Annotated in this window: 15 protein-coding genes and 4 tRNA genes; 9 read left to right on the top strand and 10 right to left on the bottom strand. The window is 69.8% G+C overall.

From position 1 onward, the window contains the following. The first annotated feature begins 51 nt into the window (after positions 1–51). Both VF612_RS02015 and VF612_RS02010 read left to right on the top strand, forming a co-directional pair. Entirely contained in the window at positions 52–264 is a 213-nt protein-coding gene (locus VF612_RS02015) for a hypothetical protein (protein WP_408658175.1), read from the top strand. Positions 265–404: 140 nt separating this feature from the next. Further along, the gene (locus VF612_RS02010; protein ID WP_408658174.1) at positions 405–1256 is read left to right on the top strand and encodes a hypothetical protein; all 852 of its coding nucleotides are present in this window, start codon (positions 405–407) and stop codon (positions 1254–1256) included. Positions 1257–1347: 91 nt separating this feature from the next. Here the strand turns inward: VF612_RS02010 and VF612_RS02005 are convergent. Continuing rightward, positions 1348–1424 (bottom strand) — tRNA-Phe (locus VF612_RS02005). Between the two features lie 69 nt (positions 1425–1493). After that, the gene (locus VF612_RS02000) at positions 1494–2177 is read right to left on the bottom strand and encodes a sirohydrochlorin chelatase (protein ID WP_408658173.1); all 684 of its coding nucleotides are present in this window, start codon (positions 2175–2177) and stop codon (positions 1494–1496) included. A 237-nt stretch (positions 2178–2414) separates the two neighbouring features. Here VF612_RS02000 and VF612_RS01995 point away from each other — a divergent pair, with 237 nt between their 5' ends. After that, the gene (locus tag VF612_RS01995) at positions 2415–3569 is read left to right on the top strand and encodes a hypothetical protein (RefSeq protein WP_408658172.1); all 1155 of its coding nucleotides are present in this window, start codon (positions 2415–2417) and stop codon (positions 3567–3569) included. A 99-nt stretch (positions 3570–3668) separates the two neighbouring features. Here the strand turns inward: VF612_RS01995 and VF612_RS01990 are convergent. The 6 genes from VF612_RS01990 to VF612_RS01965 all read right to left on the bottom strand — a co-directional run bounded on the left by VF612_RS01990 (position 3669) and on the right by VF612_RS01965 (position 9149). Further along, positions 3669–3742, bottom strand: a tRNA-Asp gene (locus VF612_RS01990). 73 nt (positions 3743–3815) lie between these two features. Beyond that, positions 3816–3888 (bottom strand) — tRNA-Glu (locus VF612_RS01985). A gap of 73 nt (positions 3889–3961) precedes the next feature. Next, positions 3962–4576, bottom strand: a complete 615-nt coding sequence (locus VF612_RS01980) for a TetR/AcrR family transcriptional regulator (RefSeq protein ID WP_408658171.1) — start codon at positions 4574–4576, stop codon at positions 3962–3964. A gap of 12 nt (positions 4577–4588) precedes the next feature. Further along, positions 4589–7024 carry an amino acid permease gene (locus VF612_RS01975; protein WP_408658170.1) on the bottom strand — a complete coding sequence of 812 codons (2436 nt, stop codon included), beginning with the start codon at positions 7022–7024 and terminating at the stop codon, positions 4589–4591. A gap of 168 nt (positions 7025–7192) precedes the next feature. Next, positions 7193–8143 carry an asparaginase gene (locus VF612_RS01970; protein WP_408658169.1) on the bottom strand — a complete coding sequence of 317 codons (951 nt, stop codon included), beginning with the start codon at positions 8141–8143 and terminating at the stop codon, positions 7193–7195. A gap of 28 nt (positions 8144–8171) precedes the next feature. Continuing rightward, a complete protein-coding gene (locus VF612_RS01965; RefSeq protein WP_408658168.1) occupies positions 8172–9149 on the bottom strand; it encodes a prephenate dehydrogenase/arogenate dehydrogenase family protein in 978 nt (325 codons plus the stop codon). 250 nt (positions 9150–9399) lie between these two features. Between VF612_RS01965 and VF612_RS01960 the strand changes: the two genes are divergently transcribed. From VF612_RS01960 to VF612_RS01940, 5 genes are all read left to right on the top strand, one after another. After that, positions 9400–9885 carry a tRNA adenosine deaminase-associated protein gene (locus VF612_RS01960; RefSeq protein WP_408658167.1) on the top strand — a complete coding sequence of 162 codons (486 nt, stop codon included), beginning with the start codon at positions 9400–9402 and terminating at the stop codon, positions 9883–9885. Beyond that, positions 9882–10391: a tRNA adenosine deaminase-associated protein gene (locus tag VF612_RS01955; protein WP_408658166.1), complete on the top strand. Its 510-nt coding sequence runs from the start codon at positions 9882–9884 to the stop codon at positions 10389–10391. Before VF612_RS01960 ends, VF612_RS01955 begins: the two co-directional genes overlap by 4 nt. A gap of 10 nt (positions 10392–10401) precedes the next feature. Continuing rightward, the gene (gene tadA, locus VF612_RS01950; protein WP_408658165.1) at positions 10402–10866 is read left to right on the top strand and encodes a tRNA adenosine(34) deaminase TadA; all 465 of its coding nucleotides are present in this window, start codon (positions 10402–10404) and stop codon (positions 10864–10866) included. Between the two features lie 16 nt (positions 10867–10882). Further along, positions 10883–10970, top strand: a tRNA-Ser gene (locus VF612_RS01945). Between the two features lie 511 nt (positions 10971–11481). Then, the gene (locus tag VF612_RS01940) at positions 11482–12150 is read left to right on the top strand and encodes a ScbR family autoregulator-binding transcription factor (RefSeq protein ID WP_408658215.1); all 669 of its coding nucleotides are present in this window, start codon (positions 11482–11484) and stop codon (positions 12148–12150) included. A gap of 40 nt (positions 12151–12190) precedes the next feature. Here the strand turns inward: VF612_RS01940 and VF612_RS01935 are convergent, their stop codons facing one another. Continuing rightward, a complete protein-coding gene (locus VF612_RS01935; protein WP_408658164.1) occupies positions 12191–13111 on the bottom strand; it encodes a ScbA/BarX family gamma-butyrolactone biosynthesis protein in 921 nt (306 codons plus the stop codon). 297 nt (positions 13112–13408) lie between these two features. On the opposite strand from VF612_RS01935, the gene VF612_RS01930 reads away from it, so the two are divergent. Then, the gene (locus VF612_RS01930; protein ID WP_408658163.1) at positions 13409–14440 is read left to right on the top strand and encodes a LacI family DNA-binding transcriptional regulator; all 1032 of its coding nucleotides are present in this window, start codon (positions 13409–13411) and stop codon (positions 14438–14440) included. Here VF612_RS01930 and VF612_RS01925 read toward each other — a convergent pair. After that, a partial coding sequence (locus tag VF612_RS01925; protein WP_408658162.1) for a DUF3516 domain-containing protein occupies positions 14418–15734 on the bottom strand: 1317 nt, incomplete at its 5' end. The genes VF612_RS01930 and VF612_RS01925 overlap by 23 nt on opposite strands.

Below are 15734 nucleotides of genomic sequence, written 5' to 3'. Positions count from 1 at the left end.
GTCTCGGATTGGCGCCACTGCATTCCATCCGGGCCAGATTCTCTACTGGACGTGCCACGCTGGAACAGCGGACGGTGTATACCGCTTCGCGACGGATCCGACGTTCAGAACCAGCAGCCGGCCACCTGGGCGCCGGACGGCGCGGAGATCGCCTGCGCCACCATGGGCCATCGCCGGACGGTCACGCTAGAGCTGGCCGCGCCGCTCGGAGGCCGGGTGCTGCTCACTGCCGACGGTGCTCCGATCGCGGTCAGCAGCCGCTGACCGCGAACTGGCCAGGCAGGTCGTGCAACATCACCGCGCGCCGGCGCATCTATGTTGTGGGCGAAGAGGAGAGCCAGATGGGCGACGAGGCAGGGTTCCATGCGGTCAGGTCGAGCTGCCGCATGTCCAGGTGGGCAGCAGTGGCGGTCACGGTCGTGCTGACGGCCTGCGGCCCCGGTTCCACCGGTCCGGGAACCGGCGGCTCCGCCGGCCCCGGCCCCGGCGCCACCGACGGCGTGGGCCGGGCGCCGGCCACCGCGCGCCCGGCCGATGCGCTGGCGAAGTGGCAATCCTTTCCGGTCGCCGCTGATCCCCGGCCGTTGATCCTGACCAATGGCGCGGTGATCGATCCGGCGACCGGGTTCCTGACCGACGAGGGCAAGCTGGCCTACCTCGCGGGCAGCTTCGAGCTGGCCACCACCGCGCCCACCGGTCCGGTGAGCTCAGCCGGGTACGACATCGTCTCGGCCATGGCCGCGCTCGGCCGGCTCCGAGCGATCGGAACCCCTCAACCGGGGACCCGGCCGCTGCGGATCGTCAAGGTGTCGCTGGCCCAGGCGGCGTTCGACACCGACCGTGGCCCGCGGACGCTGCCGGCCTGGCGCTTCCAGCTGGACCAGGTCACCAATCCGGTCCAGGTGCTCGCGATCGACTCCAAGTACCTGTGGCGCTCGACGACAGGGGACTCCACCGGGCTCGATCGCCGGGCGAGCGTGAGCGAGGACGGGCGGTCGCTGACCTACAGCTTCTACGGGAGTCCGGCTGGTCCGTCGCCGTGCGGAGCGGACTACACCGCCGACGTGGCCGAGTCCAGCACCGCCGTCGTGGTGACGCCCCGGGAGGTCACGCCGAACCCGCAAGGCAGCACGTCCTCGCAGGCGTGCCCGGCGATAGCCGCCCGCCGAACGGTGACGGTGCAGCTGTCCGAGCCCCTCGGCGCGCGGGTCCTGCTGACGGCCGAGGGAGCAGCGATCCCGGTGACCAGCCCATGACCGGTCGGTAACTGCCCAGGCTGCTGTTCCAAGGCCAAGTGGCCCGCCTCGAAGGCCGAAGGTCGACCTGGTGGGAAACACCGGCTCGCACTGGTGGCCAGGGGCAGGATCGAACTGCCGACCTACCGCTTTTCAGGCGGTCGCTCGTACCAACTGAGCTACCTGGCCGTGCACCCACGGACGCGATCCGCGAGCGTCCGGAAGTCTACCCGAGCGCCCTGGGGGTAGCGCCGATGGTCACGGCCACAGCGTCCGGACCGCCTCGTCGTAACGGTCCCAGACCACCTCGGCCACCGCCGGATGAGCTCCGATCGGCCGCGTCACCCGGTCGAGCCCCAGCTCCGTCCGGCCCAGGCCGGCCAGCCGGTCGGAGAAGTAACCCGGCGCAAGCAGGTAGCTGGCCACCGTCACCCCGGGCGGCAGGCCGTCGCGCCACCGCGGGTCGGTCAGGAACCGCGGGTAGACCGGGCAGCCGGCCTGCTCCGCCAGCTGGTCGGCGGCCACGGCCAGGTTCTCGGCGGCCTCCGGATCGCTCGACCCGGACGCGAGCAGCACCGCTCCGGCAGCGGGCACGCCACCGGCCTCGCGCAGCCGCTCCCACACCACGCCGGTGATCCGGGGGTCCGGGCCCAGCTGTCGGGCCACCGCGGTGTCCGGACGGCCGCCGACCACCGAGGCGATGTCGATCTTGACGTGGTAGCCGGTGGACAACAGCAGCGGCGCCACCACCACCGGACCGGTGATCGCCGGGAGCAGCTCCGCCAGCAGTGGTGAGGCCAGCTCCAGCCAACCCAGCCGCACCTCGACATCCGGCCGCGCCAGCTGTACCAGCTCGGCCAGCCGCTCGATCTCGGCCACTCCGGCGCGGTCCCGGGTTCCGTGCGCCACCGTGACCAGCACGGGGGTCCGGTGCTCGCTCACCTGGCTCGACCTCACGACACTCACGTAACGACCATGCCCGTAACCACTCTGGCCATAATCACTTTGTCTGAATCCATTTCGTTCGTATCCACGGTGCGTTTACCCCCCCGTCCCGTAGCCACTGTGCCCGCAACCCCTGTGCCCGGCCGTCAAAGCCATGCCAAATTCTTCTAGGAGGTAGCCCGTGGGCGGTTCAGAATGGACCCTGATGTGGCTCGTTCACCTGCGGGGGCTGCCGTGAAAAGGCTGATCACGTCCACGTTCACTTCGCTCACCGGGCGCCTCTTCGCGTTCGTCCGCGATCGGTGGCGCACCCGGTCGTTCCACCCCGACAAGCCGCGGACGGAGATCCTGATACTCGCCGATCGACGCGGCCGTGCGCGTGGGCAGCACTGGGCCCGGGCCCTTGCCGACGGAGCGATCGCACAGCCAGCGACCTTACGGGTGCGCAGCTTGGCCGATGACGTCGCCGCTCCGATGAGTCACCTGACCCAGACGACGCTGGAGGCCATCCGAGAGGCCAAGGTCGTCATCATCAACTGGGACGCGGCCAACGGTGATCCGGACTTCGGCGCGGACGCCGCCCAGCATTGGCTTCGGCACCGTCGGTCCAACCTGCTCGACTGGGTCTGCGACGGCGGCATCCTGATCGTGGAGGGACAGGCCAACCTGGGCGTGCCTTCACAGGAAGCATATGACGCCCTGTTCGGGACTGACGAGGTGCAGGTGTGCGGCCCGGAAGATCCGATGGTCCCGCGGCTGCAGACCCGCCGGGTGGGGGTGCAGTGCCAGCTCACCCGCGCTGCCCTGACCTCGAGCTTGTTCAGGTCACTGCCGGAGCATGTCGGCATAGCCGGTAACCGGAGCTATAACGACATGTTCGCATCCGATGAGGCCGGGCGATTGGTAGCTCCCTTCCTGCGGGAGGGAGCCTGGCCCCTTCTCTACCGTGGATGGTTCCGCCGCCGGCCCTTCAAGCGTCAACGGCTCGGCTGGGTACCGCTGGTGAAGAGCAAGGGGCGCCGGTTCAATCACCCCACGCTGCTGGTCGCACGAGCCGGTGCCGGAGCGATCTTCGTGAGCACGATGTTACTTGCCAGTAGCGACTGTTTCGGGCTGATCAGAGCCATGATCAACGCTCGGGGAAACGTCGAAGGCCTGCCCCAGCGCCAACGACTCACCACGCTGATCGCCGATCACAAGACGGACGTCATCCTGCCGCTCCTTGCCGCGCTCGCCTCCATTCCGGCGACAGTGCTGCTGCCGGTGCCGAAAGAGTGGGACCGCGTCTGGGATTTCGCCGTGTGGGCCGTAGTCGGAATCCTGCTCGCAGCGCTCATCTTCAGCGGGCGACGGGTGTGGTCGCTCCTACGCGAGATCCGGGGTGTGTGACGCGCCCTATCGACCTTGCCCCGCGAGCCGGGCGGCTACGGCTGTTGCGGGCACAGCACAAGGTCCGGCTCCCTCGCGAGAGGGAACCGGACCTAGGTGCGACCCCGACGGGACTCGAACCCGCGACCTCCGCCGTGACAGGGCGGCGCGCTAACCAACTGCGCTACGGGGCCTAGAAACAATCTGAAACAATCTGCGGCAACCTGCGAAACCATACTACGTGCCCGGCCGGTCATGCCTGCCGCGTACCCCCAACGGGATTCGAACCCGTGCTACCGCCGTGAAAGGGCGGCGTCCTAGGCCACTAGACGATAGGGGCTTACTCGAACAGCCGTCCTAGTTTAGCCAGGCTGCCAAGCTCGGCCGGCACAGGGCCAGCGGAGACGGCCGGCTCAGCGCGGCGCCAGGCCGGTCAGCACCAGCTGCACCACCGTCTCGGGCAGATCGACCCGGTCAGCCCGGCCGGGCCGGTACCACTCGGTGAGCGAGTTGATCATGCCGAAGATCAATCGGGTGGCTACCGCGGCATCCAGCCGCGGGTCCACCTCGCCGTTGCGCTGGGCCTGCAGCACCAGGTTGGCCACCAGCTGGTCGAACTCCCGCCGCCGGGCCAGCGCGGCCAGCTCGGTGGGGCTGTTGCCCCGCACCCGCAGCAGCAGCGTGACGTAGGGCAGCTCGTCGAGCAGGACCGCGACCGTGCCCCGGATGACATGGGTCAACCGGTCCACCGCGGGCCCGGTCGTCGCCCCGGGCTGGGTCAGCACCGCGAACAGCCCGTCCAGCGCCCGGTCCAGGGCCAGCGCCAGCAGCTGCTGCTTGCCCTGCACGTGGTGATAGATCGAGGACTTGCTCAACCCGGCGGCGGCAGCCAGATCCTCCATCGAGGTGCCTTCGTAGCCCCGGGTGGTGAACACCGTGACCGCTACGTCCAGCAGCGTCTCGGTGGTGTACGCGGGACGGTTGCCGCGCATCCGCTGGGGCCTGACCTGCTCGCTCGATTCGGACATCTCAGCCGCCGCTCAGTGGAACTTGGCGTCGGCCGGCAGCAACTCATAACGCGGGTTGGCCAGCGCCAGATGGCCCTTGTACTCACCGACCGTGCCGGTCACCCGGACCATCGACCCGGGCTCGATCCCCGGGATCCGGGTGCGGCCGAAGAACAGCAGCCGCATGCCGCCGGTGGAGTCGAAGACTTGGGCCTCCAGCGACTTGCCCGCCGTGGTGCCCACCTGCACGATCTTGATCCGGCCCTCGATGGTGACCCGTTGCTTCCACTTCACCGCAGCGATCGGCAGCACGCCGTTCTCATCCGGCTCCGTCTCGACCCCCGGGTCGGCCCGCGTGTCAGGCGCACTGCCGGTTTCCGCGGTCGCCGGCTGGAGCTGGCGACCGTCCGGCGTACCGGGTTCCGTGCTCAGCGCGGCGCGCTCATTGGCCTTGGCGCGCTGGCGTTCGAGTTCCTCCTCCTGCGCCTCGTTCAGCGTGGTGTCGAACGGGACGATGGTGGCCGACACGTGCGGCAGCTTGGCCATCGCGCCGGCGATCCGGTCGGCGGTCCGGTCGTGCAGGATCCGCTGGGAGAATCGCTTGAACGTCCGGCGGGGCAGCAGCACCGTCACCTCGGCACGCTCACCGATCACCGCGCCCAACGCCGTCTCGGCGACCGCCCGGACCAGCCGGCGGTCCGGGCATTCGACCACCTCCAGCGGCACCCGGTCGCCGAGGCCGCGCTCGATCCAGGACCGCTCCAGCTCCGCGGCCCGGTCGCCGTCCAGCGAGACGTGCACGGCGCGCAGATCGGTGGGCCGCAGGCTGCCGGCGTACCGGAGGCCCCGGACGACGGCCAGGTCCAGCCGGTCCACCAGCACCAGCACGACGTGGCGGGGGTAGTTCGGCAGCGAGGCGCCCTTGCCGAGCGCGTTGGTCACCAGGTTCAGCGCGCGGGCCTCGTCGCGGTACTGCTGGTTCAGGCGCATCAGGCCCAGCCACATGATCGGCGCCAGCACCAGCACCAGCCAGGCGCCCTCGGTGAACTTCACCACGGCGGTGATCAGCACGATCGTCAGCGACAGGCCACCACCCGAGGCGTTGATCCACCACTTCTTCCGCCAGCCCGGCTGCTTGTGGATGGTGTGGTACTTCGCCATCCCGAAGCCGGCCAGGGTGAAGCCGGTGAACACCCCGAGGGAGTAGAACGGCACCAGCTTGTCGACGTTGGCGTTGCCCACCACCAGCAGCAGGATCGAGAACAGCGTCAGGATGAAGATCCCGTTGCTGAAGGCCAGCCGGTGGCCGCGCCGGGTCAGCTGCCGCGGCAGGAAGGAATCCTCGGCGACGAAGTTGGCCAGGAACGGAAAGCCGGTGAACGGGGTGTTCGCGCCGGTGATGAGGATCAGCGCGGTGGCGAGCTGCACGATGCCGAATCCGATGTCGCCGACCAGTCCATGGCCGAAGGCCGCCTGGGCCACCTGGGAGATGACGGTGGGAGTGCCCTCGCGGAACGGGGCCGAGTGGGTCTCCATGGACAGCCAGCCGACGCCGCAGACCAGGAACGCCAGCATCGCCGACATGATCCCGAGGGTGCGGCGGGCATTGGGCCCCGGTGGATGCTTGAACGCGCTGACCCCGTCGGAGATCGCTTCCAGTCCGGTCAGCGAGGCGCCGCCGTTCGCGAAGGCCTTGAGCAGGTAGAAGACCGCCAGCGAGGAGAAGATGGCGTGGCCCTGGTCATGGATCGGCAGCTGGTGCTGGCCGCCGACGACCCGGTCCATCTCATACCTCGGCAGCTCGCCGAGCACTTCCCGGATCAGCCCGACCACGATCACGACCGTCATCGAGGTGAAGAAGAAATAGGTCGGAAACGCGAACGCCTTGCCGGCCTCCCTGACCCCCCGCAGGTTGGCGTAGGCGAGCAACAGGATGATCAGGATGCAGAGCTCGACCTTGTAGGCGCTGAGCTCGTGCACCGCGGAGGTGATCGCGGCCACCGCGGCGGCGACCTGCACCGCCACCGTCACGACGTAGTCGATCAGCAGGGCCACCGCCGCGATCTGCGCCGTCTTGTACCCAAAGTTCTCCCGGCAGACGACATAGCTGCCGCCGGCCCGGGTGTAGACCATGACGACCTCGCGGTAGGACAGCGTCATCAGGGTCAGGATCACCAGGATGACCGCTGTCATCGGCGCCAGGATGTGGAAGCCGGCCAGCCCGAACACCGCGAGCAGCACGATCAGCATCTCTTCGGTGCCGTAGGCGGAGGAGGAGATGCAGTCGGAGGAGAGCACGCCCAGCGCCGTCTTCTTCGACAGCTTCTCCTCGTGCAGCTGCGAGGACACCAGCGGCGGGCCGAGAAGCACCCGCTTGACCCGGTAGCCGAGCCGCTCGGGAAGCGAGACGCTGGCGGCCAGTGCGGGCGCCGCTGCCTGCTCGGTCCGAGTGGGCTGGACGTGAGTCATGGGCTGAAGGCTACGACCTCCCGTATCCGGCTGTGCCCTCAGGCGCGCGATCGCGACTGGCGCAACCGACCACCGGCGCTCACCCGATCACCCGGCGTTCACCCAGCCCCCGGCGTTCACCCGACCGGCGTCCACCCCAACCCCCTACGTTCACCCGACCACCGGCCTTCAACCCACCACCGGCCGCAGCCGTCCCACCGGCCGCCCGCCGCCGAGGACCGGCTGGGCGCCGAGCTCGTCCAGGGCCGGGCCGCTCACCCCGAGCTGCCGCAGGCCGAGAACGACGGCCAGCTCCGCCGCCCGGGACGCGCCGTCGTCGATCTTCAGCGCCACCGCCCCGCCGTCGGGCAACGCCGCGGCGTAGACGCCCTCCGCGCCGTCCTTGGCGATCAGGCCGGGCACCGCCTGGATCAGCCGGGTCACCCCGCGACCGCCGCCGCCCAGCAGGTCCGGATGGCTCCGGATAGCCTCGGCCACCCGGCGCAGCTCGGCCTGGCCGGTGGCGATCCGGCTGAACGCGCCGGCCAACCCGGTCAGGCTGATGGCGAACAGCGGGGCGCCGCAACCGTCCACCCCGGTCGCGGCGATCGGCTCGCCGGTCAGCTCGGTGACGGTCGCGGCCAGCAGCTGCTGCAACGGATGGGCCGGCGCCAGGTAACCGGAGATCGGCCAGTCGTTGCGCAGGCAGGCCAGCAGCATCCCGGCATGCTTGCCGGAGCAGTTCATCGCCAGCCGGGATTCGGCAAGGCCGGCCATCAGGTGCGCGCGGCGTTCCGGCTCACCCACCGGCAGGTCCGGCGGGCACTCCAGGTCGTCCTCGGTCAGCCCGGCCGCGTGCAACTGGTTGGCGATGAGCTGCCGGTGCTGGGGGGATCCGGAGTGCGAGGACGCTGCCAGCGCCAGCTCCGAGGACTCGAAGTCGACCCCTGCGCGCAACATGCCGACTGCCTGCAGCGGCTTGAGCGAGGACCGGCCGAACACCGGCTGGCTGACGTCCCCGGCAGCGAACCGGACGCTGCCGTCCGGCGCCAGCACGACGAGGTGGCCGGTGTGCACCGACTCCACCACGCCGCTGCGCTCGAGCTCTATCAGGGGCACGCCGGTGCGGAGTCTGATCACGCTGCCAATTGTGTCCGACCCGGGTCGATCAGCGCACCGGACGCATGCCCAGCAGCCGCAACTCGCCGAGCTCCGGGCCGTCCTTCTCGACCACCGCGGTGATCCAGCCGCCATCGCGACCGTGCTGGCGCAGCGCCTCGGCATCGACCGGCAGGTCGACCGGGCCGAACTCGCGGCGCTCCCACTCCATCCGGGCCCGGTGTCCGGCCTCGGCCAGCGGCAGCACCGAGCCGCCGGCGGCCAGGGTATCCCGGCTGGAGGTCAGCCAGGCGATGGCATCGTCGAGGGCGGAGATCAGCGCGGGGTTGCCGTCGCACCAGGTCGCGACCAGCTCCGGCCTGGTCCGGGCGACCCGGCTGCCGGAGGTGTAGGACCCGGCGGCCAGCGAGAGCCCCAGCTCCCCGCCGCGCAGGCCGGTCAGGGCCAGCGCCTCGCCCAGCATGTGCGGCAGGCCGATCACCCGGGCGATGGCGGCATCCTGCTCGGCCGCGGTGGTCGGCACCGGCTTGGCGCCGAGGTCGCACAGCAGCACCGCCAGCGACAGCCATGCCTGCAGATCGGTGTCCGGCTCCAGGATCAGCGCCCAGGGCGCGTCCCGGAACAGCAACGGGTGGCCGGCCAGGAACCCGGACTGCTCGGTGCCGGCCAGCGGGTGCCCGCCCACGAACCGGGCGCGGGGCAGGCGCCTGCGTACTGCCTGCAACACCGGCGCCTTGAGGGTTCCGACGTCGGTGAGGACGGCGTTCGGGGCGACTGAGGGGCTGATCGCCTCGAGGGCGGCGTCCAGGTGTGGCAACGGCATCGCCAGGACGATCAGGTCAGCGCCGGCCACCGCGTCGAAGGCGCTGGCGGCCACGGTGTAGCCGATGCCCCGAGCCGCGCCCGCCTCGACCGGGTCGGGGTCATATCCGGTGACCGTGTACCCGCCACGCGCGAGCGCTTGGAGGAGGGAGCCGCCGATCAGGCCGAGCCCCAGCACGGCGATGCGGTCGAACGAATCTGGCACCACTCGAACGTATAACCGGCGCCGCTCAGCTACAGACCGTTGGTAGCGGAGCGTAACCGTACCGATGCCGGGCCGACACCGGACGGGAACGAACCAGCCCGGGCCGCCCCCACCACGCGCCGCCATGGGGCGGCCGCGCCCGATCCGTCGCGGGCTTTGTTGGACACCCGATCCATGCCAGGATCTCCCCCAAGGTCAGTTCGCTACTACATCGGCTCGACACCGTTTGGCACTGCGAGGGGCTGGGGTCATGGGAGAAGGCAGTTACGCGGTAGCGGCATTCCGCGAAGGTGGGGTGTGGCGCTGCGATGCGCTCCCCTCGGCCGTCCTGGAGGACCTGAGCGTGCTGCTGTCGGCACTGCGCAGCCAGCCGCCCGAGGGTGGCCCGTTCGTGGTCGCCAATGTCGATGACGAGTTCTTCCTGATCGCCCGTTCGCACGGCCCCCGGATCGATCTGCTGCTGTCGGACCTGACCGCCTCGGTCGAGTTCCCGTTGGCGGCCCAGGTGCTCAGCAGGCTGGGGGAGGACCCGCCCGAGGACGACGAGCTCGATGAGGTCTGGCCGATCGGCGAGCTGGACCTGTTCAGCGATCTGGAACTCGGCGAGGACGAGATGGAATCGATTCTTGACGATCTGGATGCCTACCCCGAAGACATGCTCGATGCCGTGATCGCACGGATCGGGTTGGAGGAGGAATTTCGCAGGGCTCGCTCGGCCGGCCGGGTGGCTCTGTGAGTTACTTCGCGCTCGCCCTGCTGGGCAAGGATCAGGCCGGCTCCCGCTGGCTGCTGGAGGAGGTCAACCTCGACGCGTGCGAGTCGATCGACGACGTCTGCGACGTCCTGCGCGACTTCGATCACCCGGTCCGGCTGCTGGCGGTGGAGCAGGACGACGAGTACGCCGTGCTGGCCCGGCTGGACGCCGCGGCCGACCAGGCCGCCGAGCCGATCCGGGTGTTCCTGTCCAACGGCCACGCCGCCGATGACTACCCGATCGCGCAGCTGTTCGCCGACGGGCTGCCCGAGATCGGTGGCGACCCGCTGGACGGCGACGAGGACGCACCGACCGGCGTGCACGACGCCGCGCCGTTCGGAGATCCGCAGCTGCTTGCCGACCTCCGGGTGCCGGCGCCGGAGCTGATCGAGCTTGCGGTGCACGAGGGCACCCTGCCTGCCGACCTGATCGAGACGGTCTGCGACCGGCTGGGTTGCCTGGCCGAATTCGAGGCCATCCGCGGGTGAGCTGGACCGGGTGAGCAGCGAGGTCACCAGCGACCACGAGGCGATGGGTGTCGCGCTGCGCGAGGCAGGGGCGGCGCTGGCCGCTGGCGAGGTGCCGGTGGGGGCGGTGGTGCTCTCGGCGCAGGGCGCGGTGCTGGCCACCGGTCACAACCTGCGTCGGCTGAGCGCCGATCCGACCGCGCACGCCGAGGTGCTGGCGCTGCGGCGGGCCGGGAAGGTGCTGGGGGACTGGCAGCTGACCGGGTGCACCCTGGTGGTGACCCTCGAGCCCTGCACGATGTGCGCCGGCGCCGTGGTGCTGGCACGGATCCGGCGGCTGGTGTTCGGCGCCTGGGACGACAAGGCCGGCGCGGCCGGCTCGCTGTGGGATGTGGTGCGCGACCGGCGGCTCAATCACCGTCCCGAGGTGCTCGCCGGCGTCCGGCAGGACGAGTGTGCCGAGTTGCTGACCCGCTTCTTCGCCGACCGCCGGTGACTGTATTGTCGTCCGCGGTGGCGTGTCCGAGCGGCCGAAGGAGCACGCCTCGAAAGCGTGTGAGGTGAAAGCCTCCGTGGGTTCAAATCCCACCGCCACCGCCACACATCTTCACCCGCTGCCCCCTGCGGCTGTCGGACGGCGCCGCTGTCAGCCGGTGTGCCGGTCAGCTCGTTGCCCCTGCCGGGGTCGCCCGCTGCATCGATTTTGGCCGGGCCGGACTCGTCAAGGTAAAAGTTATCTGCCTAAACTAAGCACCTCATCGGCGACAGCAGACCGCCTGCCTGATCGGGGATCATGTGACACCACAGCGGAAACGCGACAATACCGGGGAATACCGACCGGTCGGCATGCGGCCACCCGGTCACACCGGTTGTGGCCGCCGACGCGGTCCGGAAACAGCCCCGCACAAGTTGGCGCGGCGCTGCAGGAGTTGACCTGACTCCGCGCGCCGCTGGAGGCAGACTAGCCCGATGGGCCGGAAAAGTAAACCGACCAGGCGGTCTTTTTTATCGGTGAGACAGTGCTTATCGGGCAAACCGGTGCAAGCATGCCGCGAGAGCGGGCCGATACACTTCACAACTCGCAAGATCAAGGAGGAATGCGCCAGTGGCGATGCAGCAGCGAGCGGTCCTGACCCGCAGCCGGGTTTTGATCGCCGCTGCCGAGGTCTTCGCGCGGACCGGCTTCCTGGCGGCCAGCATGAACGACATCGTGGAGGCCGCCGGGGTCACCAAGGGCGCGGTGTACTTCCACTTCCCCAGCAAGGAAGCGCTCGCCGTCGCGGTGGTCGAGGAGCAGTTCGCGCAATGGCCGCCCGTGGTGGAGGGGATCATCCAGCACTCACCCGACGCGCTGACCGGCATCGTCGCGCTGACCTACGAGGTGGGGAGCAGGTTCCGCGACGACATCCTGACCACGGCCGGCGTCCGGCTGTCCTTCGAGCGCGAGCTGGTGAACGCCGCCATGCCGACGCCGTTCGTGGGCTGGGTCGCCATCCTGCAGGAGCTGTTCGCCCAGGCCCGCCGGGAGGGGCAGCTGCGTCCCGGGCTGGTGCCTGGCGCCACCGCCCGGGCGCTGGTCGGCAGCTTCTTCGGCATCCAGCACGTGTCGGAGATCCTGACCAACCGGGTCGATCTGGAAACCCGGCTCGACGAGTTCTGGAAGGTGTTCCTCGTCGGGGTGGCCGTCGACCCCGATTGGTCGGCCACCCAGCGCGCGGTGCGACGGGTGCGAGCCGCGGTTCGCCGGACACCGGACGCGGCGGACCCCGACTTCGACTGAGCATCGACCCGCGGGCGCTGGCCGCAGCGGGAGCCAGGGGTCAGGATGCCGCTCGCAGGGATCCCGACGCGGTCTGACGCCCTTGCTGTTGCACGGCGAACTCGGTGGTATCGCTGGACACCTGCCGGAGCACGATGTCGGTATCCACGCCCAGTTCGGTGAATACCGAACAATCCAGGGTGCAGGCGACCAGCCGGGCGCCGTCGCCGCGCTGCTCCGCCACGGCCTGCCAGGCGGCATCGATGAGCAGCATGCCGGGCGCGTGATCCAACGGGTGGTCGAAGTAGACGGGATGATCCAGGGGCACCACCAGACGCCGCCTGCTGCCCAACCCGGCCTTGCGGCTGAGCAGCACGTCCTCGGCGGCACGCACCGAGGAGGCCCTGCGCGTCGGGATGACGCTGCTCCACCGCAGTTGGTCCCAGTCCAGCCGGATGCCGCTGCGAGCCCGCAGTGCGGTGTAACTCTGCGACGAGATCCATCGGACGGTTCCGTGCCCGGTGGCGAAGGGCAGCCCATCGGCGGAGAAGGACAGCTCGATGGTCATGCCGCGCAGCTGATCGCCCCGCATGATCAGATCCCGGCATCCGACGGTGATGGCGAGGTTGGTCGAGGACAGCAGCGCCCGCGGCTCGCTGCGCTGATCGAGGACGAAACCGACGTCCCGCATCAAGGACTGCTGGTCGTAGCCGACCCCGAATGCGTAGTGCGACACGGCCAGCCCGGTTTGCCGGATGGATTCCAGGAGCAGCATGGGGTCGTGGCGGCCATAGCGGTCGGGCCGGTACACCCGATGCGATCTGGGCCACTGGGCTGCTACCAGCAACTCCGTCTGGTCGAGCCTGATCAGATCCGTGAGCAGGACCTCGGCGACCGAATTCCGATGCACCAGGGCGCGATCGATGGTGCGATCCCAACGCAGGGTCGTCTCAGCCCGCATCGCCGGATCGGTCGTACGCAACGAGCCCTCCCCCGTAAGCAGAGCATGAAGTCGAACGGACCGTATCCGCTGGCTGTTGACTACGGAAGTCTTTACGCTAATTAAACATAAAGCCGTGATCTAGCGTCGGTCGCAAGCGGTCTCCGGCGTGATCTTGTTGTGCTGGCGGCGCAAACTCCCCGGTTGGTCCAGTGTGCCCGCCAGGACCGGTGCAAAGTTGCAGACACCGGTCCTGCAGTGGATAACGACCGGGTACCTTGCAGGAATCGCTCGGCCGGGCGGAGTGGGACCGCGGCGACAGCGAAAGGACGACAGCGGATGGCCGCCAGCATGAAGGACGTCGCTCGGCTGGCCGGCGTGTCGATCAAGACGGTGTCCAACGTCGTCAACGACTACCCGTTCGTCAGCGCGGACACCCGGTCGCGGGTGCGCGCGGCCCTGGACGCGCTGGACTACCGGCCCAACACCTCCGCCCGCGGGCTGCGTACCGGCCGGACTGACCTGATCGCGCTGGCGATCCCGGCCTTGGACGAGCCCTACTTCGCCGAGATCGCCAGCCTGATCGTGGACGCCGCTGAGCGGCGCGGCTGGATGGTGCTGATCGACCCGACCGGCGGTGATCGGAGCCGGGAGAAGCTGGCAGCCGGCGGCTCGCGATCCAGCCGGATCGACGGGTCCATCGCCAGCCCGCTCGCGCTCACCGGCGCCGATGTCGCGGGCCTGGCCCGGCAGCGGCCGATGGTGCTGCTCGGGGAGCGGTTCGCCAGTGCCGCCACCGACCACGTCGCGGTCGACAGCGTGCGGGCAGCGCACGAGGCAACCCGGCACCTGATCGACCTGGGCCGCCAGCGGATCGCCTTCCTCGGAGCGCACAGCCGGATGCGCACCGCGGCGGTGCGGCTGTCGGGCTTCCGGGCCGCCCTGGCCGAGGCCGGCCAGCACGTCGATCAGGACCTGGTCGTCCGGGCCAGCCCGTTCGGCCGGGCCGAGGGCGCGGCGGCGATGGCCCGGCTGCTCAGCGCCAGGAAGAGGCCGGACGCGGTGTTCTGCGTCAATGACCTGCTTGCCATGGGGGCCATCCGGACGCTGCTGTCCAGCGGGCTGCGGGTGCCCGAGGACGTCGCGGTGGTCGGATTCGACGACATCGAGGAGGCCAGGTTCAGCACCCCCAGCCTGACCAGCATCGCCCCGGACAAGCAGGAGATCGCCGAGATGTCGGTGGACCTGCTGTGCCGCCGGGTCCGCGACGGCGCGGACGGGCCGCCGGTGGATGTGGTCGTCGGGCATCGCCTCCAGGTGCGCGAGTCCACCGTCGGCGCCGCCCCGCTCACCAGCGATCCACCCGGGTGATCCGCAGCACCGCCTCGCCGGCCTCGTCACTGGCGGCAAGGTCGACCTCGGCGCTGATTCCCCAGTCGTGGTCGCCGTTCGGGTCCTGGAAGGCCTGCCGGACCAGCCAGCGCCCCGGCTCGACAGTGACCCCGAACAGGCTGGGGCCTCGGGCATCGGATCCGATGCCGATCCAGTCGTACTCGCCGAAGTACTCGCTCAGCGCGGCCTCCCAGGCCTCGGCATCCCAGCCGTCGCCGGCGTCGAGCTCGCCCAGCTCCAGGTAGCGGCGCCTGGCGGCCAGCTCCACCCGGCGGAACATGGCGTTGCGCACCAGCACCGTGAAGGCCCGGGTGTTGGCGGTCAGCGGCCGGGTGGGCGCTGACAGCACAGCGGCGGGCTCCAACCCCGACTCCGGATTGGTCAGCTGCTCCCATTCATCGAGCAGGCTGGAGTCCACCTGGCGCACCAGCTCACCCAGCCAGCTGGTCAGGTCCTCCACCGTCTCGGTCCGGGCGGCGTGCGGCACACCGGCTCGCAAGGCGCGGTAGGCGTCACTGAGGTAGCGCAACAGCAGGCCCTCCGAGCGGGTAAGGCCGTAGAAGGAGACGTACTCGGAGAAGCTCATGGCGCGTTCCCACAGGTCGCGCACGACCGACTTGGGCGAGAGCTGATGGTCGATCAACCAGGGGTGGCCCTTCAGGTACATCTGGTATGCGGCCTCGAGCAACTCCGCGAGCGGGCGGGGGTGGGTCACCTCCTCCAGCAGCACCATCCGTTCCTCGTACTCGACGCCCTCGGCCTTGAGCTGGGCGACCGCCTCGCCGCGCGCCTTGGACTGTTGGGCGTACAGCACCTGGCGCGGGTCTTCCAGGGTCGCCTCGATAACGGACAGCACGTCCAGGGCGAAGGTGTCGGACTCGCTGTCGAGCAGCTCGATGGCCGCCAGCGCGAAGGTGGACAGCGGTTGGTTCAACGCGAAGTTCGGCGGCAGGTCGACGGTGAGCCGGACGGTCCGGCCGGTGTCGTCGGGAACCTCCAGCCGTTCGATCACCCCGGCCCGCAGCAGCGACCGGTACGCCTGGATCGCAGTCCGCACGTGGCGACGCTGGGCGGCCCGCGGTTCGTGATTGTCCAGCAGCAGGGTACGCATCGCGGCGAAGGCGTCGCCGGGCCGCGCGACGACGTTGAGCAGCATCGAGTGCGAGACCTGGAAGTGCGAGGTCAGCGGCTCCGGCTCGGCGGTGATCAGCCGATCATGAGTGGCCTTCGACCAGGACACGAAGCCCTCGGGCGCCTTCTTGCGCTGCACCCG

Source organism: Jatrophihabitans sp. (assembly GCF_036388195.1).
In the GTDB taxonomy this organism is placed as follows: domain Bacteria; phylum Actinomycetota; class Actinomycetes; order Mycobacteriales; family Jatrophihabitantaceae; genus Jatrophihabitans_A.
The sequence above is the reverse complement of the archived record's forward strand: the minus strand, read 5'-3'. Positions and strand labels throughout refer to the sequence as shown.

Coding starts and splice junctions, on each gene's coding strand:
- VF612_RS01980 (WP_408658171.1), bottom strand. CDS start 4,576: ATGTCCGAATCGAGCGAGCAGGTCAGGCCCCAGCGGATGCGCGGCAAC.
- VF612_RS01975 (WP_408658170.1), bottom strand. CDS start 7,024: ATGACTCACGTCCAGCCCACTCGGACCGAGCAGGCAGCGGCGCCCGCA.
- VF612_RS01960 (WP_408658167.1), top strand. CDS start 9,400: ATGGGAGAAGGCAGTTACGCGGTAGCGGCATTCCGCGAAGGTGGGGTG.
- VF612_RS01940 (WP_408658215.1), top strand. CDS start 11,482: ATGCAGCAGCGAGCGGTCCTGACCCGCAGCCGGGTTTTGATCGCCGCT.
- VF612_RS01930 (WP_408658163.1), top strand. CDS start 13,409: ATGGCCGCCAGCATGAAGGACGTCGCTCGGCTGGCCGGCGTGTCGATC.